General features: G+C 71.3%; 26 protein-coding genes and 2 pseudogenes. 17 read left to right on the forward strand and 11 right to left on the reverse strand.

Going from position 1 to position 25,642, the window contains the following annotated elements:
• Positions 1–170: 170 nt before the first annotated feature.
• The gene (disA, locus tag ACH4SI_RS40125) at positions 171–1,229 is read left to right on the forward strand and encodes a DNA integrity scanning diadenylate cyclase DisA (RefSeq protein ID WP_398305308.1); all 1,059 of its coding nucleotides are present in this window, start codon (positions 171–173) and stop codon (positions 1,227–1,229) included.
• Positions 1,230–1,338: 109 nt separating this feature from the next.
• On the opposite strand, the gene ACH4SI_RS40130 is transcribed toward disA, so the two are convergent.
• The gene (locus ACH4SI_RS40130) at positions 1,339–2,214 is read right to left on the reverse strand and encodes a hypothetical protein (protein ID WP_398305311.1); all 876 of its coding nucleotides are present in this window, start codon (positions 2,212–2,214) and stop codon (positions 1,339–1,341) included.
• A 239-nt stretch (positions 2,215–2,453) separates the two neighbouring features.
• Here ACH4SI_RS40130 and ACH4SI_RS40135 point away from each other — a divergent pair, with 239 nt between their 5' ends.
• The 5 genes from ACH4SI_RS40135 to cseC all read left to right on the forward strand — a co-directional run bounded on the left by ACH4SI_RS40135 (position 2,454) and on the right by cseC (position 6,984).
• Positions 2,454–3,374: an A/G-specific adenine glycosylase gene (locus ACH4SI_RS40135; protein WP_398305314.1), complete on the forward strand. Its 921-nt coding sequence runs from the start codon at positions 2,454–2,456 to the stop codon at positions 3,372–3,374.
• Positions 3,375–3,613: 239 nt separating this feature from the next.
• Positions 3,614–4,231 carry a SigE family RNA polymerase sigma factor gene (locus ACH4SI_RS40140; protein ID WP_398305317.1) on the forward strand — a complete coding sequence of 206 codons (618 nt, stop codon included), beginning with the start codon at positions 3,614–3,616 and terminating at the stop codon, positions 4,229–4,231.
• A gap of 26 nt (positions 4,232–4,257) precedes the next feature.
• Positions 4,258–4,956, forward strand: coding sequence for a hypothetical protein (locus ACH4SI_RS40145; protein ID WP_398305320.1), 699 nt, complete (start codon positions 4,258–4,260; stop codon positions 4,954–4,956).
• A 9-nt stretch (positions 4,957–4,965) separates the two neighbouring features.
• The gene (gene cseB / locus ACH4SI_RS40150) at positions 4,966–5,676 is read left to right on the forward strand and encodes a two-component system response regulator CseB (RefSeq protein WP_398305323.1); all 711 of its coding nucleotides are present in this window, start codon (positions 4,966–4,968) and stop codon (positions 5,674–5,676) included.
• A 9-nt stretch (positions 5,677–5,685) separates the two neighbouring features.
• On the forward strand, positions 5,686–6,984 hold the full coding sequence (cseC, locus tag ACH4SI_RS40155) for a two-component system sensor histidine kinase CseC (RefSeq protein WP_398305325.1): 1,299 nt from the start codon (positions 5,686–5,688) through the stop codon (positions 6,982–6,984).
• 2 nt (positions 6,985–6,986) lie between these two features.
• Here cseC and ACH4SI_RS40160 read toward each other — a convergent pair.
• From ACH4SI_RS40160 to ACH4SI_RS40170, 3 genes and pseudogenes are all read right to left on the reverse strand, one after another.
• Positions 6,987–7,091: pseudogene (locus tag ACH4SI_RS40160) on the reverse strand (VOC family protein); the annotation flags it as partial.
• Positions 7,090–7,224, reverse strand: a pseudogene (locus tag ACH4SI_RS40165) (helix-turn-helix domain-containing protein); the annotation flags it as partial. The pseudogenes ACH4SI_RS40160 and ACH4SI_RS40165, both read right to left, overlap by 2 nt.
• Positions 7,225–7,304: 80 nt before the next feature.
• Positions 7,305–8,933: an MDR family MFS transporter gene (locus tag ACH4SI_RS40170; RefSeq protein ID WP_398305328.1), complete on the reverse strand. Its 1,629-nt coding sequence runs from the start codon at positions 8,931–8,933 to the stop codon at positions 7,305–7,307.
• Between the two features lie 164 nt (positions 8,934–9,097).
• Between ACH4SI_RS40170 and ACH4SI_RS40175 the strand changes: the two genes are divergently transcribed.
• Entirely contained in the window at positions 9,098–9,685 is a 588-nt protein-coding gene (locus ACH4SI_RS40175; protein ID WP_398305331.1) for a TetR/AcrR family transcriptional regulator, read from the forward strand.
• 46 nt (positions 9,686–9,731) lie between these two features.
• Here ACH4SI_RS40175 and ACH4SI_RS40180 read toward each other — a convergent pair whose 3' ends face one another.
• Positions 9,732–10,331 carry a M23 family metallopeptidase gene (locus ACH4SI_RS40180; RefSeq protein WP_398305334.1) on the reverse strand — a complete coding sequence of 200 codons (600 nt, stop codon included), beginning with the start codon at positions 10,329–10,331 and terminating at the stop codon, positions 9,732–9,734.
• Between the two features lie 328 nt (positions 10,332–10,659).
• On the opposite strand from ACH4SI_RS40180, the gene ACH4SI_RS40185 reads away from it, so the two are divergent.
• Positions 10,660–13,692, forward strand: coding sequence for an NACHT domain-containing protein (locus tag ACH4SI_RS40185; RefSeq protein ID WP_398305337.1), 3,033 nt, complete (start codon positions 10,660–10,662; stop codon positions 13,690–13,692).
• A gap of 33 nt (positions 13,693–13,725) precedes the next feature.
• Here the strand turns inward: ACH4SI_RS40185 and ACH4SI_RS40190 are convergent, their stop codons facing one another.
• Positions 13,726–14,304: a TetR/AcrR family transcriptional regulator gene (locus ACH4SI_RS40190; RefSeq protein WP_398305340.1), complete on the reverse strand. Its 579-nt coding sequence runs from the start codon at positions 14,302–14,304 to the stop codon at positions 13,726–13,728.
• A 92-nt stretch (positions 14,305–14,396) separates the two neighbouring features.
• Here ACH4SI_RS40190 and ACH4SI_RS40195 point away from each other — a divergent pair, with 92 nt between their 5' ends.
• The 5 genes from ACH4SI_RS40195 to ACH4SI_RS40215 all read left to right on the forward strand — a co-directional run bounded on the left by ACH4SI_RS40195 (position 14,397) and on the right by ACH4SI_RS40215 (position 17,482).
• The gene (locus tag ACH4SI_RS40195) at positions 14,397–14,843 is read left to right on the forward strand and encodes an anthrone oxygenase family protein (RefSeq protein WP_398305343.1); all 447 of its coding nucleotides are present in this window, start codon (positions 14,397–14,399) and stop codon (positions 14,841–14,843) included.
• A gap of 89 nt (positions 14,844–14,932) precedes the next feature.
• A complete protein-coding gene (locus tag ACH4SI_RS40200) occupies positions 14,933–15,358 on the forward strand; it encodes a DUF4267 domain-containing protein (protein ID WP_398305346.1) in 426 nt (141 codons plus the stop codon).
• An 89-nt stretch (positions 15,359–15,447) separates the two neighbouring features.
• A complete protein-coding gene (locus tag ACH4SI_RS40205; protein ID WP_398305506.1) occupies positions 15,448–15,807 on the forward strand; it encodes a hypothetical protein in 360 nt (119 codons plus the stop codon).
• Positions 15,808–16,190: 383 nt separating this feature from the next.
• Positions 16,191–17,006, forward strand: coding sequence for a class I SAM-dependent methyltransferase (locus ACH4SI_RS40210; protein WP_398305350.1), 816 nt, complete (start codon positions 16,191–16,193; stop codon positions 17,004–17,006).
• Entirely contained in the window at positions 17,000–17,482 is a 483-nt protein-coding gene (locus ACH4SI_RS40215) for a GNAT family N-acetyltransferase (RefSeq protein ID WP_398305353.1), read from the forward strand. Before ACH4SI_RS40210 ends, ACH4SI_RS40215 begins: the two co-directional genes overlap by 7 nt.
• Here ACH4SI_RS40215 and ACH4SI_RS40220 read toward each other — a convergent pair.
• Positions 17,448–18,239 carry a thioesterase family protein gene (locus tag ACH4SI_RS40220; RefSeq protein ID WP_398305356.1) on the reverse strand — a complete coding sequence of 264 codons (792 nt, stop codon included), beginning with the start codon at positions 18,237–18,239 and terminating at the stop codon, positions 17,448–17,450. The two genes, ACH4SI_RS40215 and ACH4SI_RS40220, sit on opposite strands and share 35 nt — an antisense overlap.
• Positions 18,240–18,330: 91 nt before the next feature.
• Positions 18,331–18,948, reverse strand: a complete 618-nt coding sequence (locus ACH4SI_RS40225; protein ID WP_398305359.1) for a LysE family translocator — start codon at positions 18,946–18,948, stop codon at positions 18,331–18,333.
• Between the two features lie 111 nt (positions 18,949–19,059).
• Between ACH4SI_RS40225 and ACH4SI_RS40230 the strand changes: the two genes are divergently transcribed.
• Positions 19,060–19,512, forward strand: a complete 453-nt coding sequence (locus ACH4SI_RS40230; RefSeq protein WP_398305362.1) for an Lrp/AsnC family transcriptional regulator — start codon at positions 19,060–19,062, stop codon at positions 19,510–19,512.
• Here the strand turns inward: ACH4SI_RS40230 and ACH4SI_RS40235 are convergent.
• Complete coding sequence (locus ACH4SI_RS40235) at positions 19,507–19,869, reverse strand: MerR family transcriptional regulator (protein ID WP_398305365.1); 363 nt, start codon at positions 19,867–19,869, stop codon at positions 19,507–19,509. The genes ACH4SI_RS40230 and ACH4SI_RS40235 overlap by 6 nt on opposite strands.
• Before the next feature lie 92 nt (positions 19,870–19,961).
• Between ACH4SI_RS40235 and ACH4SI_RS40240 the strand changes: the two genes are divergently transcribed.
• From ACH4SI_RS40240 to ACH4SI_RS40250, 3 genes are all read left to right on the forward strand, one after another.
• Positions 19,962–21,095, forward strand: coding sequence for an NADH:flavin oxidoreductase (locus ACH4SI_RS40240; RefSeq protein ID WP_398305368.1), 1,134 nt, complete (start codon positions 19,962–19,964; stop codon positions 21,093–21,095).
• Positions 21,096–21,278: 183 nt separating this feature from the next.
• Positions 21,279–21,539 carry an RNA recognition motif domain-containing protein gene (locus ACH4SI_RS40245; RefSeq protein ID WP_398305371.1) on the forward strand — a complete coding sequence of 87 codons (261 nt, stop codon included), beginning with the start codon at positions 21,279–21,281 and terminating at the stop codon, positions 21,537–21,539.
• Positions 21,540–21,656: 117 nt separating this feature from the next.
• Entirely contained in the window at positions 21,657–23,048 is a 1,392-nt protein-coding gene (locus ACH4SI_RS40250; RefSeq protein WP_398305374.1) for a DUF2993 domain-containing protein, read from the forward strand.
• 187 nt (positions 23,049–23,235) lie between these two features.
• On the opposite strand, the gene ACH4SI_RS40255 is transcribed toward ACH4SI_RS40250, so the two are convergent.
• Complete coding sequence (locus tag ACH4SI_RS40255; protein WP_398305377.1) at positions 23,236–24,654, reverse strand: sensor histidine kinase; 1,419 nt, start codon at positions 24,652–24,654, stop codon at positions 23,236–23,238.
• On the reverse strand, positions 24,651–25,391 hold the full coding sequence (locus ACH4SI_RS40260; protein ID WP_398305380.1) for a response regulator transcription factor: 741 nt from the start codon (positions 25,389–25,391) through the stop codon (positions 24,651–24,653). Before ACH4SI_RS40260 ends, ACH4SI_RS40255 begins: the two co-directional genes overlap by 4 nt.
• Positions 25,392–25,642 lie beyond the last annotated feature (251 nt).

Genomic DNA, 25,642 nt, shown 5'->3' on the forward strand with positions numbered 1-25,642 from the left:
CCCCACGGGAGGCCGGGGACCGCCGGTAGACTTTGCCCTGGTCTCGCCCCTACGTGGCCTCGTACACCGGCGCGGAGGGGCGACTCGCGGCACCGATTCAGACCTTGTGACGGAGGAGTGCAGTGGCAGCAGGCGACCGGGCATCGAATCCCGGCAAAGCCGACGGTCTGATGCGTGCCACTCTGAGCGCGGTCGCGCCGGGCACGGCGCTGCGCGACGGCCTTGAGCGCATCCTCCGTGGAAACACGGGCGGGCTCATCGTGCTCGGCACCGACAAGACCGTGGAGTCGCTGTGTACCGGCGGCTTCGTGATCGACGTCGAGTTCACCGCCACCCGGCTGCGCGAGCTGTGCAAGCTGGACGGGGCGCTGGTGCTCGACAAGGACATCAACAAGATCGTGCGGGCGGGGGTGCAGCTCGTCCCGGACGCGGCGATCGCCACCGAGGAGACCGGCACCCGGCACCGCACCGCGCAGCGCGTCTCCATCCAGACCGGGTTCCCGGTCGTGTCCGTCAGCCAGTCCATGCGGCTGATCGCGCTGTACGTGGGCGGGCAGCGGCGGGTCCTGGAGGATTCGGCGGCCATCCTGTCCCGCGCCAACCAGGCGCTGGCCACCCTGGAGCGGTACAAGCTGCGGCTGGACGAGGTCGCGGGCACGCTCTCCGCGCTGGAGATCGAGGACCTGGTCACCGTCCGGGACGTCAGCGCGGTCGCGCAGCGCCTGGAGATGGTGCGGCGCATCGCCACCGAGATCGCCGAGTACGTGGTGGAGCTGGGCACGGACGGCCGGCTGCTGTCGCTCCAGTTGGACGAGCTGATCGCGGGCGTCGAGCCGGAGCGGGAGCTGGTCGCACGGGACTATGTGCCCGAGCCGACCGCCAAGCGCACCCGCACCGTCGCCGACGCGCTCGCCGAGCTGGACCGGCTCACCCACACCGAGCTGCTGGAACTGCCCATCGTGGCCCGCGCCCTGGGGTACACCGGCTCCCCCGAGACCCTGGACTCGGCGGTCTCCCCGCGCGGCTTCCGGCTGCTGGCCAAGGTGCCGAGGCTGCCGGGGGCGATCATCGAGCGGCTGGTGGAGCACTTCGGCGGGCTGCAGAAGCTGCTGGCCGCGAGCGTGGACGATCTGCAGATGGTCGACGGCGTGGGCGAGGCCCGGGCCCGCTCGGTCCGCGAGGGCCTGTCGCGGCTGGCGGAGTCCTCGATCCTGGAGCGGTACGTATAGCGGCTACGTGGAGCGACACGGCGAAGGGGCCGGATCCGCGTCGGCGGATCCGGCCCCTTCGCGCTGCGATGGGCGTCCAGGGCCCCCGCGGAGATCCGTCAGACGGGCCCTAGTCCTTGGCGAGGACGAACGACACCTTGGCCGCGCCCAGGCCGTCCAGCTTCGCCTCGACCAGATAGGTGCCCGCGGCGGCCCTCTTGGCGCCCTTCGGCGTCGCGCAGTGGGCGGCGGTGCGCTCGCGGTCCCATTCCACGGTGCGCTTGGTCTCGCCGGAGGCGGGCACCTCGATCAGGGCGGTGGCGCTGCCCTCGGGGCAGTCGTCCGAGGCCCAGACGTGCTCGTTGTCCGCGTCCGTGATGGTGAGTGAGGCGGCGGCCCGGCCGAAGTCCACCGCGCAGGAGCTGTTCGAGGAGTTCTTCACGGTGATTTCGAACCTCGGCTTCTCATCCGGCCCGTAGGTGTTCTTCACCTTCGCGTCCTTGACGCTGCGCACCGTCAGCTCGACGTCGCCGCGCTTGCACTCCGGCAGGCTCGACCCGACGGGCAGCGCCCGGCCGTCCCCGTCGCCGAGCCCGTCGCCGGTGCCACCGCCGGCCCCCGTGCCGCCAGGGCCGCCCGGGGCGCCGCCGTCCGCCGCGCCGCCGGACCCGGTGCCCGTGCCGCCGTCGCCGCCCGAGTCACCGGAGCCGGAGCCGGAGCCCGAACCCGAACCCGAGCCCGTGCCGCCGGCGTCCGACTCGTCGCGCCCGCCCGGCCGTTCGCTGTTCACCGGCCCGGAGGTGGTCGGCCCGGGGGTGATCGTGCTCGCGGGTCCGCCGCCGCCCGGCCCCTTGCCCTCGTCGCTTCCGCCGCCGCCCGAACCACCCCAGCCGAAGGCCCAGATGACGAGCAGCACGATGACGGCGAGCAGGGCCAGCGCAACAGCCCTCCGCCGCCAGTAGATGGAGGAGGGAAGCGGCCCGATCGGATTGCGCAGAGATCCCACGCGGAAACTCTATGGGAGATCGACGCCCGCACCCGCCAATAACCGCCGCCGGTCTCCCTACTTTTCTCATCATCCGACCGGATCGGCCACCTGGGCGACAGCAGGCCGGGCGGTTCCCGGCCACTCACCGCGCAACCTCACCCGAATTGCACCGTTTCCCGAATATCTGCCCCGGCTCGACCCGAACGCCCGCGCCCTCGACCCCCATCGGACGTTCCGTCGTGTCAGGATCGGATGTGATGACTGCCATTTCCGCCGCCCCGGCCGCCGCAACCCCGACCCCCGACGGTGCCGAGCTCCACCGGCCCGTCATCGACTGGTTCGACGCCCACGCCCGCGACCTCCCCTGGCGCCGCCCGGAGGCCGGAGCGTGGGGTGTGATGGTGAGCGAGTTCATGCTCCAGCAGACGCCGGTGGCCCGTGTGCTGCCGGTGTACGAGCAGTGGCTCGCCCGCTGGCCGCGCCCCGCCGACCTGGCCGCCGAGCCGCCCGGTGAGGCGGTCCGCGCCTGGGGCCGGCTCGGCTATCCGCGCCGCGCGCTGCGGCTGCACGGCGCCGCGGCGGCCATAAGGGAGCGGCACGGCGGTGACGTACCGGGCGACCACGCGCAGCTGCTCGCGCTGCCGGGGGTCGGCGAGTACACGGCGGCGGCCGTGGCCTCGTTCGCGTACGGACAGCGCCACCCGGTGCTGGACACCAACGTCCGCCGGGTGTTCGCGCGGGCGATCGGCGGCGTCCAGTACCCGCCGAACGCCACCACCGCCGCCGAGCGCAAGCTCGCCCGCGCCCTGCTGCCGGACGACGAGCGGACGGCGGCGCGCTGGGCGGCGGCCACGATGGAGTTGGGCGCGCTGGTCTGCACTGCCCGCACCCCCGACTGCGCCCGCTGCCCCATCGCGGCGTCCTGCGCCTGGCGCGGGGCCGGTTCGCCGGAGCACGACGGCCCGCCGCGGCGCGCCCAGACGTACGCCGGGACGGACCGTCAGGTGCGCGGCAAGCTGCTGGCGGTGCTGCGGGAGGCGGTCGCGCCCGTGCCGCAGGCGACACTGGACCGGGTGTGGAACGAGCCGGTGCAGCGGGCCCGGGCGCTCGACGGGCTGGTCTCCGACGGTCTCGTCGAACCGCTCGCGGGCGGCCTCTACCGGCTGCCGCTGACCTGACCCACAGCCTCTTTTTCACGGCCCCACCAGCCATCCTGTGACAGGGCTGTGACACTTCCAGGACCCGGTTCTGACACTCCGTCGAACCGGGTTCCGCTGTTACACAACCTATGGACAGCTGTGCGTTTGCCGAGGTGCTGACGCACATGGCACCGCAACAGCGCCTCCATAGCGTTCTTCCCGTGCCGACGACACGTCGGCAGTCAACGTGGGGAAGACAGCGGACGGAGGGCTGCACGATGACCGGCAGCAGCGGCAAGGTTCTGGACTTCGAGGAGTACGTGCGCAACCGGCAGGACGCGCTGCTGCGCAGCGCCCGCCGGCTGATTCCGGACCCGATCGAGGCACAGGACCTTCTCCAGACCGCGCTCGTGCGCACCTACGGCCGCTGGGACGGGATAGCCGACAAGTCCCTCGCCGACGCCTACCTCCGCCGCGTCATGATCAACACCCGTACCGAGTGGTGGCGCGCCCGCAAGCTGGACGAGGTGCCCACCGAGCAGCTGCCGGAGGCCAGCGTCGACGACGGCACCGAGCAGCACGCCGACCGGGCCCTGCTGATGGACATCCTCGGAGTGCTGGCTCCCAAGCAGCGCAGTGTCGTGGTGCTGCGACACTGGGAGCAGATGACGACGGAGGAGACGGCGGAGGCGCTCGGTATGTCGACCGGCACGGTCAAGAGCACACTGCACCGGGCGCTCGCGCGGCTGCGGCAGGAGCTGGAGAGCCGCGAGCTGGATGCCCGCGCGCTCGGCCGCGAGCCGGCGGGCACGACCGCCGCCACGAAGCCGCTCCCGGCGGGGAACCACGTCCGGCGTGACCGCCAGGAGCGGGGGCAGGAACGGTGCGCGGCCTGATCAAGGCCTCTCCTGGCAGGAATGCCATGATCACCGGCGGCGCGGTCGTGGGCCTCGCGGCTGCCGGGGGCTGGATGCTGGCCGGATGCGGCAGCGGCAGCGACGGCGTGCGCACGGAGGGACCGGCGCGCACCCAGTGGACGGCGCCCCCGGCGCAGGACAAGGGCTCATACGCGGGCGGCTCGACGACCAAGCCGCCGACCGTGCAGAAGGCCGACGCGGTGCGGCTGATCAAGGAGGACCCGAAGGTCGGCCAGGACCTGAAGTCGCACCTCCGGCCGTGCGCGGCGGCGGCCAAGCAACAGAGGGCACAGCCGGCCAAGGACTACCCGGTGGAGGTGTCCCGGGGGAAGCTGACCGGACCCACCGCGTCCGATCTCGTCATCAACGTCACGACCTGCGACGACGGCTTCGGCATCGGCTCGTATGTGTACCGCAAGGTGGGGCAGCGGTACGAGAACGTCTTCAGCGACGAGCAGCCGCCGGTCTACGCTGACGTCGTCAAGGGCGATCTGAGCGTCACCAAGCTCTCGTACGGCTCGGGGGACACCGTCTGCTGTCCCTCGCGCGCGGATGTGATCACCTACCGTTGGGTGGCGGTCAAGCGGGCATTCGCCGTGATCCGGCACCAGCACACCGACTACAGCAAAGGCAGCCCCACGGACGAGCCCGCCCCCAGCGCCTCCACGAGGGACGGCGGCGAGGACGACGGAACGGAAGGCTGAACCGAGGCTGTGGCCGAAACCCATGTGCTCTTCGTCGAGGACGACGACGTCATCCGCGAAGCCACCCAGCTCGCGCTGGAGCGCGACGGCTTCCTGGTGACCGCCGCGCCCGACGGTCTGACCGGGCTGGAGAGGTTCCGCGCCGACCGGCCCGACATCGCCCTGCTGGACGTGATGGTGCCGGGCCTGGACGGGGTCAGCCTGTGCCGCCGGATCCGCGACGAGTCCACCGTGCCCGTGATCATGCTGTCGGCCCGCGCCGACTCGATCGACGTGGTGCTGGGCCTGGAGGCCGGGGCCGACGACTACGTCACCAAGCCCTTCGACGGCGCCGTGCTGGTCGCCCGCATCCGGGCCGTGCTGCGCCGCTTCGGCCACGCCAGCGGCCCCGGCGGCCGCGGCGGCGAGCGGCCGGGACCCGAGGAGCCCGAGGGCGGGGTGCTGCGCTTCGGCGACCTGGAGGTGGACCCGGAGGGCATGGAGGTCCGCAAGGGCGGTGAGCCGGTCGCGCTGACGCCGACCGAGATGCGGCTGCTGCTGGAGTTCTCGTCCGCGCCCGGCACCGTGCTCTCCCGCGACCGGCTGCTGGAGCGGGTGTGGGAGTACGGCTGGGGCGGGGACACCCGGGTCGTGGACGTCCACGTCCAGCGGCTGCGCGGCAAGATAGGCCAGGACCGCATCGAGACGGTCCGCGGCTTCGGCTACAAGCTCAGGGGCTGAAGCAGGACCATGGTGAGACTCGCGCTCCGCTCCGGGCTGCGCTGGAAGGTCAGCCTGGCGATCGCCGCGGTGAGCGCGCTGGTCGCGGTCGCGCTGAGCCTCGTCGTCCACAACGCGGCCCGGGTCTCGATGCTCGACAACAGCCGCACGGTGATGGACGAGCGGGTGAAGGTCGCCCAGAAGTGGTACGAGGAGTCCCGGGTGCTGGGCTTCGGCGCCAAGCTGGACGACCCGCGGCTGCCCGAGGACCTGCGGAAGTTCGCGGCGCGCGGGCAGCGCGCCACCTTCCTGGAGGACTCCGGCACCGGCAGCCCCGAGGTGTGGGCTTCGGTGCCGCTGCGCGACGGCAAGGTGCTCTCCGTCCACACCCGCTTCCAGGACCGCTTCGCCGTCCTGGACGACCTGGACCGGGTGCTGATTCTCGGCTCGGTCTCCGTGGTGCTGGGCGGGATCGCGCTCGGCGTGCTCATAGGCGACCAGCTCTCGCGGCGGCTGCGCAAGGCCGCCACCGCCGCCCGCAAACTCGCCGAGGGCGACTCCGAGGTGCGGGTACGGGACGCCATCGGCGGCCGGGTGCGCGACGAGACCGACGACCTGGCGCGCGCCGTCGACGGCATGGCCGAGGCCCTCCAGGAACGGCTGGAGGCGGAGCGCCGGGTCACCGCCGACATCGCGCACGAGCTGCGCACCCCGGTCACCGGCCTGCTCACCGCCGCCGAGCTGCTGCCCCCGGGCCGCCCCACCGAGCTGGTGCGGGACCGGGCGCAGGCGATGCGCACGCTGGTGGAGGACGTACTGGAGGTGGCCCGGCTGGACGGCTTCGCCGAGCGGGCCGAGCTCCAGGAGATCGACCTCGCCGAGTTCATCGCCCGCCGGGTGCGCGTGGTGGCCCCGGACGCCGTGGTCACGGTGGCCCGGGACGCCCACGTCTCCACCGATCCGCGTCGGCTGGAACGCATCCTGGGCAATCTGCTGGCCAACGCCGCCCGGCACGGCAAGCCGCCGTTCGAGATCACCGTGGAGGGCCGGGTACTGCGGGTCCGCGACCACGGGCCCGGCTTCCCGGAGTCGCTGCTGAAGGACGGGCCGAGCCGGTTCCGCACCGGCAGCAAGGACCGGGCGGGCAAGGGCCACGGCCTGGGCCTGACCATCGCCGCGGGCCAGGCCCGGGTCCTGGGCGCGCGGCTGACGTTCCGTAACGCGGACCCGGCGGTGGAGGGCGAGGACGGCGCGGTGGCGGTGCTCTGGCTGCCGGAGTCGGCGCCCACCAACACCGGCAGCTTCCCCATCATCGAGGTCCCGGACTGACTGGCCCACGACTGGTCGAGGTCCAGCGCGCCGCGGCGCCGGGTGAACCAGAACCAGTTGCCGGAGTCGTCGCGGAACAGCGCCTCCGTGCCGTACGGACGCTCCCGCCGCGCCACGGCCGACGCGCCGGTCCCGGTAGGCGCTGGGGGTGAGCCCGGTCTGCTTCTCGAAGCTGGTCGAGAAGGTGCCGAGGCTGCCGAATCCGACCAGCGTGCAGATCTCGGTGACCGACAGATCGGCCCCCGCATGCCGGACGGCCCCGGCGGGGTGCCGGGGCCGTCCAGGGGGCGTCAGTCGGAGCGTTGTGGTCCAGCGGTGGTTCAGACGGGTTCGGCGACCGGCTTCGCGTCGGCGGGGGCCTCCCCGTCGGCGGACTTGGCGCTGGTGCGCAGCGGGACCTCCTTGATGAACCAGGCCGCGAGGAAGCCGACGATGCTGATCACCGCGCCCCACAGGAACACCTGGTGCGCGCCGCTGGCCACGGCGTGGGTGTAGGCGTCCTTGATGGGCGGGGGCAGCTGCTTGATGTGGGCCGGGTCGAGCTGGGCACTGCCGGAGGTGACGGCCGCCGCCTTGCCGCCGGCCCGCTCGGCCATGGTGTCCCGCACCTGGCTGGTGAAGAGGGCACCGAGGATCGCGACGCCGAAGGAACCGCCCAGGGTGCGGAAGAGCGTGGCGGAGGAGCTGCCGACGCCCATGTCCTTCATCTCGACGCTGTTCTGCGCGATCAGCATGGTCGTCTGCATGAGGAAGCCCATGCCCGCGCCGAGCACCGTCATGTAGATGCCGGAGGTGAGGCGGGTGGTCTCGGTGTCCATCTGCGCCAGCAGGAACATGCCCGTGGTGATCAGGACGCCGCCCAGGATCGGGAAGATCTTGTACTTGCCGGTCTGGGTGGTGACCCGGCCCGCGATCAGCGAGACGACCATCATGCCCAGCAGCATCGGGAGCAGCAGCAGCCCGGAGTTGGTGGCGCTGGCGCCCTGGACGGTCTGCTGGAAGAGCGGCAGGAAGGTCATCGAGCCGAACATCACGAAGCCGGTGAGGAAGCCGATGACCGTGACCAGCGAGAAGTTGCCGATCCGGAAGATGTGCAGCGGCAGTACGGGTTCGGCGACCCGCTTCTCGACGTACAGGAACGCGGCGAGCGCCACGACGCCGAGCGCCCCCAGGCCGAAGATCTGGACCGAGTCCCAGGCGTACTCGTTGCCACCCCAGGTGGTGAGCAGCACGAGCGCGGTGATGCCCACGGTCAGCAGGGCCGCGCCGGTGTAGTCGATCCGTCCCTCGAAACGCTTCTTGGGCAGGTGGAGCACCGCGCTGATCGCGAACAGGGCGATCGCGCCGAGCGGGATGTTGATGTAGAAGATCCAGCGCCAGCCGAGGTGGTCGGTGAGGGTGCCGCCGACCAGCGGGCCACCGATCATGGCCACGGCCATCACACCGGCCATCATGCCCTGGTAGCGGCCACGCTCCCGCGGCGGCACCAGATCACCGATGATCGCCATCACGCCGACCATCAGACCGCCCGCGCCCAGACCCTGGAGGGCCCGGAAGCCGATCAGCTGGCCCATCGTCTGGGCCATGCCGGACAGGGCCGAACCGACGAGGAAGAGGCCGATGGAGGAGAGGAAGATGCCCTTGCGGCCGTACATGTCGCCGAGCTTGCCCCAGATGGGGGTCGAGGCGGCGGTCGCCAGGGTGTACGCGGTCACCACCCACGACAGGTGCTCGAGCCCGCCCAGCTCGCCGACGATGGTCGGCATCGCGGTGCCGACGATCATGTTGTCGAGCATCGCGAGCAGCATCGCGATCATGAGGGCCAGGATCACCACGCCGGTGCTGTGGGTCTTCGGCTCCTTGCCCTGCTTGCCAGGCGTGGCCTGGGTGGTGCCCTGTGCGGGCAGGGAAGCGGGTGGCGCTTCACCTTCTGATTTCTTCTGGGACATGATCTCCACTCCCCCTGGTTACGACGAGCTCCGGTGACGCGCCACTTACTTGCCGCCCGGCTAGTTGAGTACAGTGGGAACAGTAAGACGTCTACTAGCCGGGCGTCAAGTAAGTTATGTTCGGCCTGCTCAGAGGGCTGGACCAACCTCCACAGGAGAGCATCTTGGGCAGCACACCGCGCCGGGGCGACACCCGTCAGCGCATCCAGGACGTGGCCCTGGATCTCTTCGCCGAGCGCGGATACGAGAAGACCTCGCTGCGCGAGATCGCCGAACAGCTCGACGTCACCAAGGCCGCGCTCTACTACCACTTCAAGACCAAAGAGGACATCGTCCGCAGCCTCTTCCAGGACCTGAGCAGGCCCCTCGACGAGCTGATCGCCTGGGGTGAGCAGCAGCCCCGCACCCTGGAGACCAAACAGGAGCTGCTGCGCCGCTACAGCGCCGCTCTCGCCGACGTCGAACCGCTGCTGCGCTTCATGCAGGAGAACCAGGCGACCGTGCGCGACCTGAGCATCGGCCAGGTCTTCAAGGACCGGATGATCGCGATGTCCGGCCTGCTCCGCTATCCGGACGCGACCCTGACCGATCAGGTCCGCTGCATGACCGCGCTGGTCAGCATGCATGCGGGGCTCTTCGCCATGCAGACGATCGAGGGCGACCGCGAGGAGAAACGGCAAGCCGTCCTCGAAGTCGCCCTCGATCTCCTGACCCAGGCGCACGCGCCAGCGGAACGCCTGGGCGGCCAGTGACCCCGGGGCGGGTCGGACCTTGAGGTCGATCAGACCCTGAGGCCGATCAGACCTTGACGCCGTGGGCCCGCAGGAAGGTCAGCGGCCCGACGGCCGAGCCGTAGTTCGGCGTCGTACGGATCTCGAAGTGCAGGTGAGGACCGGTCGTGTTACCGGTGTTGCCGGACAGCGCGATGTGCTGGCCGGTGGTCACGCTCTGGCCTATGCGTACGTCGATCCGCGACAGGTGCGCGTACTGCGAGTACGTGTTGTCGTCGTGCTTGATCACGATGGCGTTGCCGTACGCCGGACCGTCGCCCGCGCCGTACGGGCCCGCCTTGACGACGACACCGGTGTGCACGGCGCGCACCGAGGTGCCCGAGGGCACCACGAAGTCCTGGCCACTGTGGTTGTGCGCCCACAGGTTGCCCGCCAGACCGAAGGAGGCTCCCAGGACGTACTCGGCGACCGGGGTCACCCACGTGTCGGCCTTCTTGGCCTCGACGGCCTTCGCCGGGCCGGCGGCAGTCGGCGCACCTACGGCGAACGTCACCCCGGCGCCGAGCACGAGCGAGGCACCCACGCCCACGGCGATCACGGCGGCGCGGGCGCGCGCGAGGGAGGAATGCGAACGCGGATAACGACGGGTTGTGGCGCGCGGGGCCATAGGGGAGTACCTCCGGGGAATGCGTGAAGTCGACGCCCCTTGTTATCCCGTTCGCGCGATATGACCAAGGCGCGCTTCTACTAAGTGGATGCGTAGTTCGCACGGACTCGACGCCCTTTTCCGTGGAGAATTCCACACCCCCTGACCTGCCCCTACGCACGATATCCGCGTGATTCCTAATTCCCGTAGTAGACCGCGAATCCCCTGTGCCGGATATCACCCCGCCCCCGTTTCGCTGGGACTTTCGGGTGTCCGTTTCGGGACCAAAGTCCCCGCCCCGCCGCTATGCTGTCCGGCCAGGAGCCACCACTACCGGGGGGAATGGGACGTGGATCCCGCAGTCATCGGCGCGCGCCTCGCGTCCAGCGCCGTCGCACCGCTCGTCAAGAAGCTGTTCGTGCAGGAGGGTCGGGGCGCCGGGCTGGTGGACCAGCCGGTCCGTATCTCGTCCCTCGTCTCCTTCCGGGGCGAGAAGCGCACGCTGGAACTGAACGACCTGCACAAACTCGCCGCCGAGCTTGTCGCCCGGGCCACCCAGCACGCCGGTCCCGGCGAGAGGCCGTGCCCCGCAGACGAGGACGAACTGGTCGCCATGCGCCTGGCGACGACCCTGCACGCCCTGGGCGACCTCGACATAGATGACGTCCAGGCGGTCGGTCTCGGCCACCGCGCCCTCGCCACCCAGCTCGTCGACACTGCACCGGGCCTGGGCGACCCGATCGGCCTCAGCCAGGCCGGAACCATCCTCTACCAGCGCCTCCTGGACACCGCCTGCCTGCACATCCTGCACTTCTTCACCCAGCGCTCGACGTTCGTCGCCCGCACCCTGGTCGAGCAGAGCGGTCAGCTCACGGAACTCATCACCAAGATCGACATCCTGATCGAGCGGCTTCCGTCGCAGTCCGCGCAGGACGCCAAGTTCGAGCGCCGGTACGCCGACTACATGGTCAAGAAACACGGCACGCTGACCATCGTCGGCATCGACCTCAGCCACTCCGAGGCCACCTGGCCGCTGGACGCCGCGTACCTCAGCCTGGAGGCCGTCTCCCAGGACGAGCCACCCCTCGGCCTCGAAGGCGGCGCCCAGCTCACCACTCTCCCCGCCGACCGGGCCCTCTCCGGCCACGAGCGCGTCCTGCTGCGCGGGGTCGCGGGCTCCGGCAAGACCACCCTCGTCCAGTGGCTCGCCGTCTCCGCCGCCCGGCAGGAACCGCCGCGCGGGCTGGAGCAGTTGATCGGGCGCGTCCCCTTCGTCCTCCCCCTGCGCACCATCGCCCGCCAGGACGCCCTGCCCTCCCCGGCCCGCTTCCTGGCCTCCGTCCACAGCCCCCTGGACGGCGCCCAGCCGGCCGGCTGGGCCGACCGCGTCCTCACCGCCGGGCGCGGACTGCTGCTGATCGACGGCATCGACGAGATCCCCGAACGCGACCGGGAGCGCACCCGCTCCTGGCTGGCCGACCTGCTGATCGCCTACCCCGGCAACCTGTGGCTCGTCACCTCCCGCCCCTCCGCCGTCGCCGACGACTGGCTGGCCGCCCAGGACTTCAGCGAATTCGCGCTGTCGCCGATGAGCCGCGACGACATGGCCGCCTTCATCGACCGCTGGCACGACGCGGCGCGGGTGGGGTGCCGCACGGACGACGAGCGCGCCGCCCTCGCTACGTACCAATCCGCGCTCCATACGGCCGTCCGCACCAAGCAGGACCTCACCCGGCTCGCCACCAACCCCCTGATGTGCGGCCTCATCTGCGCCCTCCACCGCGCCCGCCGCGGCTACCTCCCACCCGGCCGCAAGGCTCTGTACGACGCGGCGCTCTCCATGCTCCTCACCCGCCGCGACACCGAACGCCACGTCTACGCGCCCGGGGACGTCCATCTGGACGAGGAGCCGCAGATCCAGCTCCTTCAGCGGCTGGCGTACTACCTGATCCGCAACGGCGAGGCCGAACTCGACCTCGAGCGCGCCGAGCGCATCGTCGCCGAGGCCCTGCCGTCCGTCCCCGCCGCCCAGCCCCTGGGCGACGCGTCGGCGATCCTGCGGCATCTGCTGCTGCGCAGCGGGCTCTTGCGCGAGCCTTCGGTGGGCACGGTGGAGTTCGTCCACCGCACCTTCCAGGACTACCTGGGCGCGAAGGCGGCGGTGGAGGCGTGGGACGTGGGCCTGCTGGTCAGCCATGCCGACGACACCCAGTGGGAAGACGTGTTCCGCATGTCGGTCGCCCATGCCCGCCCGCGCGAGCGCGTCGAACTGCTCACCAAACTGCTGGAGCGCGGCAGCACCGAGGAGACGGTACGGACCCGCCTCCACCTCCTCACCATGGCCTGTCTGGAGCACGCCGCCGACCTCGACCCCCAGGTGCGGGACCAGGTGAAGCGATGCGGCGACGAACTCATCCCACCCCGAAGCTCAAGCGCCGCCCGCGACCTCGCCAACGTGGGGCCGCTGGTCCTCCCCCTGCTCCCGGGGCCGGAAGGACTCTCGGACACCGAAGCGGAAGCCTGCGTGATCACGGCGTCGGTCGTCGGCACGGATGCCGCCATCCCCTACCTGCGCCAGTTCTGCACCCATCCGTCCCTCCCCGTGCGCGCTCAACTCGCCGCGAGCTGGCAGCGCTTCGACACCGAGCGCTACTTCACCGAGGTGATCTCCCGACTCGCCCCGGACGACCTGTACTTCGTCGCCGAATCGGTCGAGCACCTGCGCATGCTCCAGGACACCGGGCCCCGCCCGATGCTGCTCCTGCGCGGCGACTTCACGGAGGACGACCTGCGCACCGCCCTCGACTCCGGCCCTCTCACCCACTTGCGGCTGGACAACAACCTCTCCCTGTCCGACCTCCGTTGCCTTCGACACCTCACCCGGCTGCGCGTGCTCACCCTGACCAGGTGCCCCCATGTCGAAAACCTGGCCCCGCTGGCGGACCTGCCGCTGACCACGCTGGATCTCGCCTCGCACCTCAACCGTTCGTTCGGCGACAGCCTGGAGCGGCTCACCACCCTGGACCACCTCAGGATCAATGCCGCCTGCCGACAGGTCCCGCCACCGGGCTGTCTCCTGCCCCAGCTCTCCCGGCTCACCCTCGTTTCCCTCACCCGAGCCATGAGCCTGGACTGGGCGGTCGCGTCCTTCCCCGGCCTCCGCCACCTCCGCATCGAGACCCAGAGGCCCGACGCCCACCCCGTCGACCTCGCCCCGCTGCGTGCCCTGGGCCGTCTGGAGACGGTCACGCTGCGCGGCCCGCGCACCGTGGACGACGACGCGCTGCCGGGCGTCACCGTCCAGGCACCACTCCCCCAGCGCGGCGTCGGCGTCCCCGCCGAGCCCACCTGCCCCACCCCGGAGAGCGGACCTGAACACTAGTGGCCCCGGTTGCGGGCCCGCCGGGATGGTGTGTCAGAGCACGGCGAGGCGGTCCACCAGCAGCTCCACCCTCTGCTCGGCGTCCTCCGGCAGCAGCCGTCCAGCCCGGGTCAGGGTCGCGATCCCGTGCAGGGACGCCCAGAACACCTCGGTGAACAGCCCCGGTTGGATGCCCTCCCCGGCGACCTCGCCGAGGCACTCCAGCAGCGCGGCGAAGGCGTCCTTCAGCGGCTCCGGGGTGTCCTCCTGCGCGTACGCCAGGCCGCCGTCGAGCTGGAACAGGGCGTCGTAGACCGCCGGGTTGCGCTCGGCGAAGTCGAGGTAGCCGCGGGCGAGGGCGGCGACCCGGGCACGCGGACCGTCCGCGGCGGCGGTCGCGGCCCGCACCACCGCGGCCAGCTCGACGGCGCCCTCCAGGGCGACGGCGCCGATGATCTCGCGCTTGCCGCGGAAGTGGCTGTAAAGGACGGGCTGGCTGTATTCGATGCGCTCGGCGAGCCGGCGCGTGGTGACCGCGTCCCAGCCCTGCTGCTCGGCGATTTCGCGGGCCGTCGCCACGATGAGGCGCTCGCGGCCCGCCCGCTCGCGCTCCTTGCGTTCCTTTACCGACATGATGCAAATCCTAACACTGCTAGACAAGAGAGCGGCAGTAGTACTAGCGTTGCCTCATCGGATAGCATCGCTAGATCCCCAGAGAGGTCGCCATGCTCAGCGCACTTGAGGTGTTCACCATCGTGGTCGTCGGCGTGATGGTGGGGGTGGAGTTCTCCGTCGCCTTCGTCATGAACCGGATCCTCAACGCACTCCCCGACGACGCCGGCCAGCTCGGCCACGCCCACGGGGGCCGGATGCTCGGCGCCGTCATGCCGGTCTGGTACATCGGCTCGCTCGTCCTCGTCGCGATCTGGGCCGTCGCCGGATGGCACCACCAAGGCACCGGCCTCGTCGTCACCGCCGCCGCGCTGCTGATCCTCAGCGTGGTCATGTCCCTCCTGCTGCTCGTCCCGATCAACAACCGGAACAAGACGTGGACCCTCGAGAACCGGCCCGCGGACTGGAAAGAGCAGCTGAACCGCTGGGAGCGCTGGCACTACGTCCGCGTCGCCGTCATCATCGGCGCCTTCACCCTGCTGGTCGCCGCCCTCACCTGATACCGAAGTCGCCCGGACAGACACCGGTTCGCCCCTGTATGTCGACAGCTTTCGCCCCATCGGGGTGAGCCCGAACAAGGAGAAGAACAATGTCACTGAAGAAGATCAACACCATCCTGGCCGCCGCTTTCGTCCTCTTCATCCTCTGGTTCGGGACGGAGTTCATCCTGAGCCCGGAGACGACGGCGCCGAACTTCGGCCTGCCGAGCTGGCCGTCCGGCGACGGCGGCGGCTTCCTGATCATCAAGGGAATCCGCGACGTCGTCTTAGCCCTGGTCCTGGGCATCCTGCTGGTGACGGGACACCGCCGGGCGCTGGGCTGGGCGCTGCTGGTGGAGGCCCTCGCCGCGTACGGCGACATGGCCACCGTGCTGGCCCACCACGGCTCCGTGGCCACCGCGCTCGGCATCCACGGCCTGACCGCGACCCTGATGGTGGTCAACGGCCTGCTGATAATGCGCGAGACCCGCAAGGTCACGGCCGCTCCGGCAACGCCCGCCCCGCAGCCCGCCTGACGCCACCTTGGCGCGTGTCGGTCAGCGGGAGGCGGCCTGGCGACGATCGCCGGGTGCGCCAGCGCGCCATACTTATCCGTATGTCCGCCATGCCCTCCGACGAGTCGTCGCCATCCGCCGCTGAGCTGCTGCGGGAGCGGTACGCACGCCGGCTGCCCAGCTCGCTCGGCGAACTGATCGGGCCGTCACACGGCACCGTGCAACTGCCCCTGCATGTGGCCTGGTCCGGGCTGACGCGGTTCGATCTCGACCGGCCGCGGTTGCGGATGAGCATGTACCGCACGGTGCTGGCCGAAGGGCAGCGTGATGATCTCGTCACGCTGCTGAACCGAGACCTGCTGGTCTCGCAGTGGCCCGTGCTGCGCACGCTGATCAGCCGCGCCATCCGTGACGTCTGGGAGTCCGCGTTCCCCGAGCTGACAGCCGCGCACTCGGCAACTGCGGCGTGAACCTCAGCGACCTGCATCGTCGGCTGCTCTCCGACGTCTTGTCCATCGGCAGCCCCTACCCGCTGGTCATCACAGGCGGGTACGCCGTGCAGGGTGACCGGATGGTGACATTCCAGCGGGGCCTCGACCGTGCCACCGGGCGATAGCCGCCGTACGGCGGGAGGGGGCGGGGTCGCAGGGGTGGGGTCCTGGACGCTGACGTGTATTTGTGGCGTCGCCTATCGCCCGACGTTCACCTCACGCTTCCGAGCAACGGCGCCGTAAATATGCGGTCCAGGGCCCTGCCCCGGAGGCCCCGCCCCCGCACCACCCACCGGACCCATCGCGCACCCCGCAGAAAAACCGGGTGAGGGCCGGGTGGCGTACGCACTAGCGTCCCCGCCATGACGGACGACTGGCTACGGCGCAACCGCGCGAACTGGGACGACCGGGTCCGGGTCCACGCCGACAGCGACTTCTACGATCTGCCCGGGTTCCGCGCCGGCGCCTGCACCCTGCGCGGCTTCGAGCTGGACGAACTCGGGGACGTCGGCGGCAAGCGGCTCGTGCACCTCCAGTGCCACATGGGGCAGGACACGCTGTCCTGGGCGCGTCGCGGGGCGGCGCACGTCACCGGGGTGGACTTCTCCGAGGCGGCCATCCGCACCGCGCGCGGGCTGGCCGCGGACATCGGGCTGGGTGAGGAAACGCGATTCGTCACCGCGGATGTGTACGACGCCGCGGAAGCCCTGGGCGGCGAGCGGTTCGACGTCGTCTACACCGGGCTCGGCGCGCTGTGCTGGCTGCCCGATCTCCCGCGCTGGGCGCGCGTCGTGGCGGAGCTGCTGAACGACGGCGGGGTGCTGTACCTCGCGGAGTTCCATCCGTTCACCGAGGTGCTGGGGGACGACGGGAAGAGCGTCGAGGTGGACTACTTCGACGAGCGGGGCACGACGTGGGACGAGCCGCGCACGTACACCGACGGGCCGCCGCTCGCCCACACCGTCTCCGTGCAGTGGCAGCATCCGCTGGGCGCCGTGGTGACCGCCCTCGCCGGGGCCGGGTTGCGGATCGAGTTTCTGCACGAGCACGACACCACGCTCTTCCAGCGCTATCCGGTGCTGGAGCGGACCGGGCCCGCAGAGAACCCCACCTTCCGCTTCCCCCCAGGGCATCCCCGGCTGCCGCTGATGTACTCGATCCGGGCGATCAAATGGTGAGGCTTCAGGTGCTCACGGCGGACGACTGGCCGCTGTGGCGGGAGGTGCGGCTCGCCGCGCTGACCGACGCGCCACACGCGTTCAAGGCCACGCTCGCGGACTGGCACCGGGGTGGCGAGGAGCGATGGCGGGCCCGCTTGACGATGCCGGGCGCCTTTCACGTCGTCGCCCTCCAGGACGGCCGGGCCGTCGGCGTGGCGGGCGGAGTGCCCGGGGCGGACGGCGTCCGGGAGCTGCGGTCGGTGTGGGTCGGGCCCGAGGCGCGCGGCCTCGGGGTCGGGGACCTGCTGCTCGCGGCGGTCGAGGGCTGGGCGCGGCGGTCGGGCGGTACGACGCTGAAGCTCGCCGTGTTCCCGGGGAACGACGCCGCCATCGCCCTCTACCGGCGACATGGTTTCGCGGATCAGTCGGTCGACGGCGTGACCGGGGAGCAGGTGATGGTCAAGGCGCTTCACCGGGCTGCGGGCGGACCGTGAGGATCTGCTGGGCGTGTCCCACGGGGCCGTTGAGGTCGTGCAGGACGGTGCTGGTGATGCCCTGGCCGGTCGGGCCGAACGCGACGCTGGTGTCCAGGCCGGTCCAGCGGCCTTCGGGCTGCCGGTGGAGGTGGATGGTCAGGTCGACGTTGGGGAACATCCAGGCGGTGGGCGGCTGGCGGACGGCGATGCCGTTGGCGGTGTCCACGAGGGCGACGTAGGACGCCAGCGGGCTCGCCGTCTCTCCGGCGACGAGATCCACCTCGGTGGAGACCCAGACGGTCGCGCGGCCGGGCTGCGGCGGGGTGAGCGGCCGGGTGTCCAGGGAGGCGATGTACCCGCCGGGCCAGACGGTGGACATGGCCCAGGGCGCGAGCGCGTCGGGCGGGGTGAGGCGGTCGGCGCCGCCGCCCGCGACGGCGCCGGTGTCCAGGGCGGTCAGGAGCCAGGCGCGGGCGCGGACCGTCGCGCGGCCCCCTATGAGCGCGGTGGCTTCGATGAGTTCGATGGTGCGGCCGGGCCGGATGGTCTCCACCCGGATCTCGGTTTCGTCCAGAGCGAGACGCCCGAGGATGTCGAAGCTGATGCGGCTCATGACCATGCCGGTGTCGGGGCGGGCGGCCAGGTGGCGGTCGATGGCGTGGACGATCAGGCCGCCGAGCGGGCTGAAGTGCTGTTCGTCGGAGGCCCACGCGCCGCCGACGTGGCCGGTGGGCTTGTAGCGGTGTTCGTCGGTGCGCTCGAAATAGCTGTCCAACGGGGTCCTCCTGGAGGGGGCTTGGCGCTCGTTGACGAGAGCAACGTAGGACGACAACGTACGGCGACAACGTAAGTAGTCCCCGTCGGCCCTACCCCGCCACCTGCTCCACCAGCAGCGTCACGCCGATCGCCACCATCGCCGCACCGGAGACCCTCGTCACCGCCCGCGCCGCCGTGGGCCGGGCCCGCAGCACCAGCCGCGCCCCCGTGCCCACGCCCGTGTAGACAGCGGCGCAGCTGACGGTGTGGACGAGCCCGAGCAGCGCTATCTGCACCGCGAGCGGCCACCGCGCGTGCGGGTCGGTGAACTGCGGCAGCAGCGCCAGGAACAGCAGCAGCGCCTTCGGGTTGAGGCCGCTGATGCCCGCGCCCTTGGCCGCCCGCCGCACCCATGAGTGGCCCGTTCGCTCCTCCCCGGCCTGCGGGACGGAGGGGCGGGCGAGCGTGGTGGCACCCAGCCAGACCAGATACGCCGCGCCCGCCACCGTCAGCGTGCTCATCACCAGGGGCGAGCCGGCCACCAGCGCCGCCACTCCGGCCGCCACCACGGCGGTCAGCACCACGTATCCGGCCAGCAGTCCGCCCACCGCGGGCAGGACCGTCCGGTCGCGCAGCCCGGCCGCTATCGCGTATGCCCAGTCCGCTCCCGGGACCAGCACCAGCAGGAAAGACACCGCCCAGAACGCGGCGACGGTACCGATCGCCATGACCTCACTTCTCCCTCGTACGTCACTCCGGAGGGAAGATTAGGCGCGAAAGTGCGAAATGTGTTTCCAACTTTTGTCGCGACCGGCCGACTCCGAGGGAGAATATTCCGCATGGACGACGTGGACCGGAAGATCCTTGCCGAGCTGCAGAAGGACGGGCGCCTCACCGTCACCGAACTCGCCGAGCGCGTGCGCCTCAGCCTCTCGCCCTGCCACCGGCGGCTGCGCGCCCTGGAGCGGTCCGGTGCGATCAGCGGCTACCGCGCGCACCTCGACCCGCACGCCCTCGGGCTGACCTTCGACGCGCTCGTCTTCATCACGATGCACGACGCGTCCCGTGACACCGTCGCCGCCTTCGAAGAGGCCGTCGCCGCCATCCCCAACGTCCTCCAGGCGCAGCGGCTCTTCGGCGATCCCGACTACCTCCTGCGCGTCGTCACCCGCGACCTGCCCGCCTTCCAGAAGCTCTACGACGACCGCCTCGCCACGCTCCCCGGCGTTCAGCGCCTCAGCTCCACCCTCGTCATGAAGGCGGTCGTCGAGGACCGGCCGCTGCCCCTATGAGCCTCCGGACACACAGGCGTTGGCCTCCGTGCCGGCGATGACCACGTCGAGCCGGTCGCGGGCGTCGGTCAGCTCGCCGATCTGACGCTCGATCCGGTCGCGCTCGGACAGCAGCAGTTCCCTCATCGCCGGGGTCGCCGTGCCCGTGTCGACGCACGGCATGAGCTGTACGATCGTCCGGCTCGGCAGCCCCGCCGCGTACAGCTGCTGGATCAGGCGGACCCGGCCGACCGCGCCGTCGGCGTAGTGGCGCTGGCCGCTGGCGCTGCGCGCCGGGGTGAGCAGCCGCTGTTCCTCGTAGTAGCGCAGCGCCCGTACGCTCACGCCTGCCCTGGCGGCGAGTTCACCGATGCGCATCCGCGACCCTCCCTGCGGTATTTGCCCCTGACGTCGACGTCAGGTTTTAGCTTAGCTCCACGACCCAACGTCCTGCTTCGAGGAGCATTCACGTGCCTGCCAGCAGCGCCGCCGCCGACCGCGCGGCTCAGATCCTGTCCCGCCCGTTCACCCTGGGCGGGCTCACCGTGCCGAACCGGATCGCGATGGCGCCGATGACGCGTCAGTTCTCGCCGGACGGCGTGCCCGGTGCCGATGTGGCGCAGTACTACGCGCGCCGGGCGGCCGGCGGGGTCGGGCTGATCATCACCGAGGGTACGTACGTCGGTCACGACGCGGCGGGGGACAGCGTCCGGGTGCCGCGATTCCACGGCGAGGACGCCCTGACGGGCTGGAAGAACGTGGTGGCGGAGGTGCACCGCGCGGGCGGCCGGATCATGCCGCAGCTGTGGCACGTCGGGGTGACGCGCGCCGAAGGCTCGGGCCCGGTCCCCGACGCCCCGACCGTCAGCCCGTCGGGCCTCGGGCTGGACGGCGCCCCGGCAGGCAAGGCCATGACCCAGGACGACCTGGACGCGGTGGTCGCCGCCTTCGCCGAGGCCGCGGCGGCCGCGGAGCGCACCGGCTTCGACGGCATCGAACTGCACGGCGCCCACGGCTATCTGATCGACCAGTTCCTGTGGGAGCGCACCAACCGCCGCACCGACGGCTACGGCGGCGACCCGGTCGCCCGCACCCGCTTCGCCGCCGAGATCGTGGCCGCGTGCCGGAAGGCCGTCTCCGCCGACTTCCCGATCGTCCTCCGCACCTCCCAGTGGAAGGCGTTCCACTACGACGCGAAGCTCGCCGCGACCCCGCAGGAGCTGGAGGCGGTCCTCACCCCGCTCGCGGAAGCCGGGGTGGACGCCTTCCACTCCTCCACCCGCCGGTACTGGGTGCCGGAGTTCGAGGGTTCGGACCTGAACCTCGCGGGCTGGACCAAGAAGCTCACCGGCAAGGCCACCATCAGCGTCGGCTCCGTCGGCCTGGACAAGCAGTTCGACCCCGCGATGTTCCAGGCCGGGGCCCGTACCGGGGTGGCGAGCGACATCGAGAACCTGCTGGACCGGCTGGACCGCGACGAGTTCGACCTCATCGCGATCGGCCGCGCCCTGATCGCCGACCCGGAGTGGGCCCGGAAGGTGCTCACCGGCGACACCGACGCCCTCATCCCGTTCTCCACCGACCAGCTCCAGACCCTGCACTGAGACCGGACGGGGTCCGGCCGGGGCCCGGCCGGGGCCCGGACAGAACCCGGCCGGATCCGGCCCGGATCCGGCCGGATAACCGGTTCGGCCCAATCGCGATGGCCCGCTTTCTCCCTCACTGCGACGATTGACCCGATTGGCGCCACCTTGACGGCGTCCCGGAGCAGGCAGGGAGAGCGGGTCATGTCGAAACGGCTGCATGTGGGCAATCTGAGCTACCAGACCACGAAGGAGGACCTGGAGAAGCTGTTCGGACAGTTCGGCGAGGTGATGGACGCGACCGTCATCACCGACCGGGACACCGGGCGCTCGCGCGGGTTCGGGTTCGTGGAGATGGCGGACATGGACGCCGAGAAGGCCATGGCCCAGCTGGATGGACAGGAGATGAACGGGCGGTGCGTCACCGTCACCGAAGCGCGGGCGGTTTCGCGCGGCGGGCGGTGAGGGGGTGCGGGGACGGTGGGCTGACGGCACGGCACCGACCGCCGCGTAGCGTGCGGTTCGCCACGTATCACCGCTAGGACTTGCGGGCGGAGCAGTGTGACGTGATGGGATTGTCTGATGCGATCCCCCACACGCATATCTTCACCACGTCCCCACAACTCCCACAGCGCCCCGCACCCCGAAGGCACGCCCAGCGCCGCGCACGGCGCCTCACCCGGCGACTCGCGCGACGCCGTCCACCGTGACGCGCGGAGCGAGCCGGAGAGCCCCACGTACAGCAACCCGTACGAGGAACTCGCCGAGCTGGCCGATCCGTACGACCCGGACGACCCGCTCGGCCTCGGGCTGAAGTCGGATGACGACGACACCTCCGACCTCGGCGCCGCGGGCGGCGGCACCGGCAAGGACGGCCCGAGCGATCAGGACGGCGAGCCGTGGTCGCCACCCGACCACGGCCGCTCCAAGCGCGGCCGGCGGCGTGGCCGTGGGCGCTTCAAGGCGGTGCCGCTCACCGCGAAGCTGGTCATCGGCGTGCTGGTGCTCGCGGTGATCGCGGTGCTGGCCGACCGGGTCGCCGTGATGTACGTGGAGCGCAAGGCGGAGGCCGCGCTGCAGAAGAAGCTCAAGCTGGCCACCGCGCCCAACGTGACCATCCACGGCTTCCCGTTCCTCACCCAGGTGATGGACAAGAAGCTGCAGCAGGTCGACGTGGCGGTGCCCGATGTGGCGGCCGACCGCGTCTCGCTCGCCAAGGTGAACGTCCAGGCCCAGGACATCCGGCTGAACGCCGACCTGCCCACGTCCATCAAGGGCGCGGTGGTGGAGCGCATGAAGGGCAACGTCCTGCTGGCCTTCGAGGACCTCGACCGGGAACTGGGCGCCTCCCAGGTGCGGTTCCGGGCATTCGGCCCCAACTCGGTGCGCGCGGACGGCAAGCTGCCGGTCGCCGGGCAGAACGTGTCGCTGCACGCGATGGCCCACATACAGCGCCAGGGAGACCGGGGGATCTCCACCGAGGTGACCGACATGCGGCTGGATATCCCCGGGATCGCCACCTACCGGCCGGGCAAGAACGCCGGGCTGCGGCTGCACCCGAAGGCGGCCAAGCAGATCAGCGACGACACCGCGAAGGCGAGGGCGCTGCTGGAGGTGCCGTCGGTGGCGAAGCGCCTGGGGATCGCTCCCGAACCGGCCGGCCGGGCGCGGAACGACGACCGGCAGCTGGACAAGATCACCGGGTCGCCGGAGTTCGTGCCCTCGCTGACGAAGGTCAACCTCGTCGACGTGACGAACGAGAACCCTGAGCTGATCAAGAAGCTCGGCATCGACCCGACGGTGGCCGCCGCGCTGACCAAATACAAGCTGCCGGAGCTGTCGGAGAAGCTGGCGCTCTCCTTCCAGCTGCCGGAGAAGGCCAAGGACATCAAGATCCAGAACATCGGTGTGGAACCGGACGGGATCGTGGCCGACCTCACCGGGACCCGGATGGGCTTCGGAAAGCGACCGTAATTCCCCCATAGCGTTCTCACATAGCGAGGTCCGTCGAAGGGGCCGGTGGCGATATGCCACCGGCCCCTTCGTCCAGGCGGGCGGCGCGGCGGGGGCGGTCCGGCCGCGGCGCAGCAGCGCGCGGACGCGGGCGAGCAGCGTCCGCTGAGTCCGGCGTGTCCGGGGGCTGAGAAGGTCGGCGGAAGGGTCAGGGGTCGAGATCGGGCGGGGCGGTGGGGGCGCCGGGGAGGCGGAGCCAGGCGACGGTGCCGCCGCCGGGGGCTGCCCGCAGCCCGACCTGGCCGCCGGACGCCTGGACGGTACGGGCCACGATGGACAGCCCGAGCCCGGAGCCGGGCAGGCTGCGGGCGGACGGGGAACGCCAGAACCGCTCGAAGACGTGCGGGAGTTCATCGTCGGGAATGCCGGGGCCACGGTCCCGCACCGTCAGCTCCCCCCTTCTGAGCGCGACGTCGATGACACCGCCCGAAGGGCTGAACTTCACGGCGTTGTCGAGCAGGTTGACCAGCGCCCGTTCCAGGTCCGCCGCCTCGCCGCGTACGTACCACGGCTCGATCGAGGCGTCGAGGGTGAGCCCGGTGCCGCGCAGCCGGGCCCGTTTCAGGGCGGTGTCCACGGTCTCGTGCAGGGCGACCACCTGGAGCGGCCCGCTGCCGGGCAGCGCGTCCGGCCGGGACAGCTCCTGGAGGTCGCCGATGAGCGCCGCCAGTTCGGTCATCTGCGCCTTGACGCTGCTCATGAGCGCCTTGCGGTCCTCCGGAGGCAGCGCGCGACCGGTCTCTTCGCTGCGGGCGAGGAGTTCGATGTTGGTGCGCAGCGAGGTGAGCGGGGTGCGCAGCTCGTGCCCCGCGTCGGCGATCAGCTGCTGCTGGCGGTCGCGGGAGGAGGCGAGGGCGGCGGTCATGGCGTTGAACGACCGGGACAGGCGGGCGATCTCGTCGTCGCCCTCGGCGGGGATGCGGACGGCCAGGTCCTCGGTGCGGGCCACGTGCTCGACGGCGTGGGTCAGCCGGTCCATGGGCTTCAGCCCGGTCCGGGCGATCCACAGCCCGGCCGCCCCGGCGCCGACGACGCCGATCCCGGCGACGAGGGCGAGGACGAGCGCGAGCGTGTTCAGCGGGTCCTGGACCTCGCTGAGCGGGCGGGCCATGGAGACGGCGATGCCGCTCGGCAGCGGGCTGTCGGGGCCGCCGGCCGGCCGGTAGGTGAAGACCCGCATGTCGCGGCCGTCGTCGGCGGTCGCGTCGTGCAGCGCGGTGTGCCGCTGCCCGGTGGCGACCGCCACGTCGTCGGCGCTCACCGGCAGCTCCGTCGCCCCGGGCTGGGTGCAGCGGTTGCCGTCGGGCAGCACGATCTGCACGGAGTACGAGCCGAGGGCGCGCGGGGTGTGGCCGTCGTCGCCGTCGGGGTTCTGGCAGGCGTCCAGGATGCTCACCACATTGCGCTCGTCGACCTTGACGTTGCGCAGCGACGAGTCGAGCTGTGCGCTGAGCTGTTCGCGCACGATCAGCCAGCACGCGAACGCCGACGCCGCGACCGCGACCGCCACCGCCACCGCGGTCAGCAGGGCCAGCCGCGAGCGCAGCGGGAGTCCGCGGAACCTCACGACGGTTCGCCCTCGGCCGACCGCAGGACGTATCCCACGCCGCGCACGGTGTGGACGAGCCGCGGCTCACCGGCCGCCTCGGTCTTGCGGCGCAGATACATCACGTACACGTCCAGCGAGTTGGACGACGGCTCGAAATCGAAGCCCCAGACGGCCTTCAGGATCTGCTCGCGGGTGAGGACCTGGCGCGGGTGCGCGAGGAACATCTCCAGCAGGGTGAACTCGGTCCGGGTCAGCTCCACGCGCCGCCCGCCCCGGGTGACCTCGCGGGTCACCAGGTCCATCCGCAGGTCGCCGAAGGACATCGTGTCGTCGTCGGCGACCGGCGCGCCCGCCGCGGCCGCGTACGAGCTGCGGCGCAGCAGGGCGCGGATGCGGGCCAGCAGCTCGTCCAGCTCGAAGGGTTTGACGAGGTAGTCGTCCGCGCCCGCGTCGAGGCCGGTGACCCGGTCGCCGACCGTGTCGCGCGCGGTGAGCATCAGGACGGGCACGGTCACCCCGGTGGCGCGCAGCCGCCGGGCGGCGGTGAGCCCGTCCATGCGGGGCATCAGCACGTCGAGCACGATCAGCTCCGGGTCGTAGGTACCGGCCTTCTCCAGGGCGTCCAGTCCGTCGACGGCGGTCTCGGTCGCGTAGCCCTCGAAGGCGAGGCTGCGCCGCAGCGCCTCGCGGACGGCCGGCTCGTCGTCGACGATCAGGATGCGGGCGGGCTGATCGCCGTGGTCGGCGGGGCTCATGGATCGGTTTCCTTAACAGTGGGGGCTGGGCCGGGGGGTGGACGTTGCCAGCCTTGCACGTCGGCCAAAGGGGCGCGCCGCTGTCGAAAGGGACAGCGCGCGGAGGCCCTGAGGGCTCGTGCCGATATGCGGCTACCGCCGCGTGGAGGGCCGAGCACGGTCGACCGTCGACCGGGGGCACCTCCCAGCGGTAGCCGGGGGCGGGCTTGAAGCGCCCCGGAGGCCCAGCCCATCGAGGACGCCTCCGCCGG

This window comes from Streptomyces sp. NPDC021212, from assembly GCF_044332925.1.
In the GTDB taxonomy this organism is placed as follows: domain Bacteria; phylum Actinomycetota; class Actinomycetes; order Streptomycetales; family Streptomycetaceae; genus Streptomyces.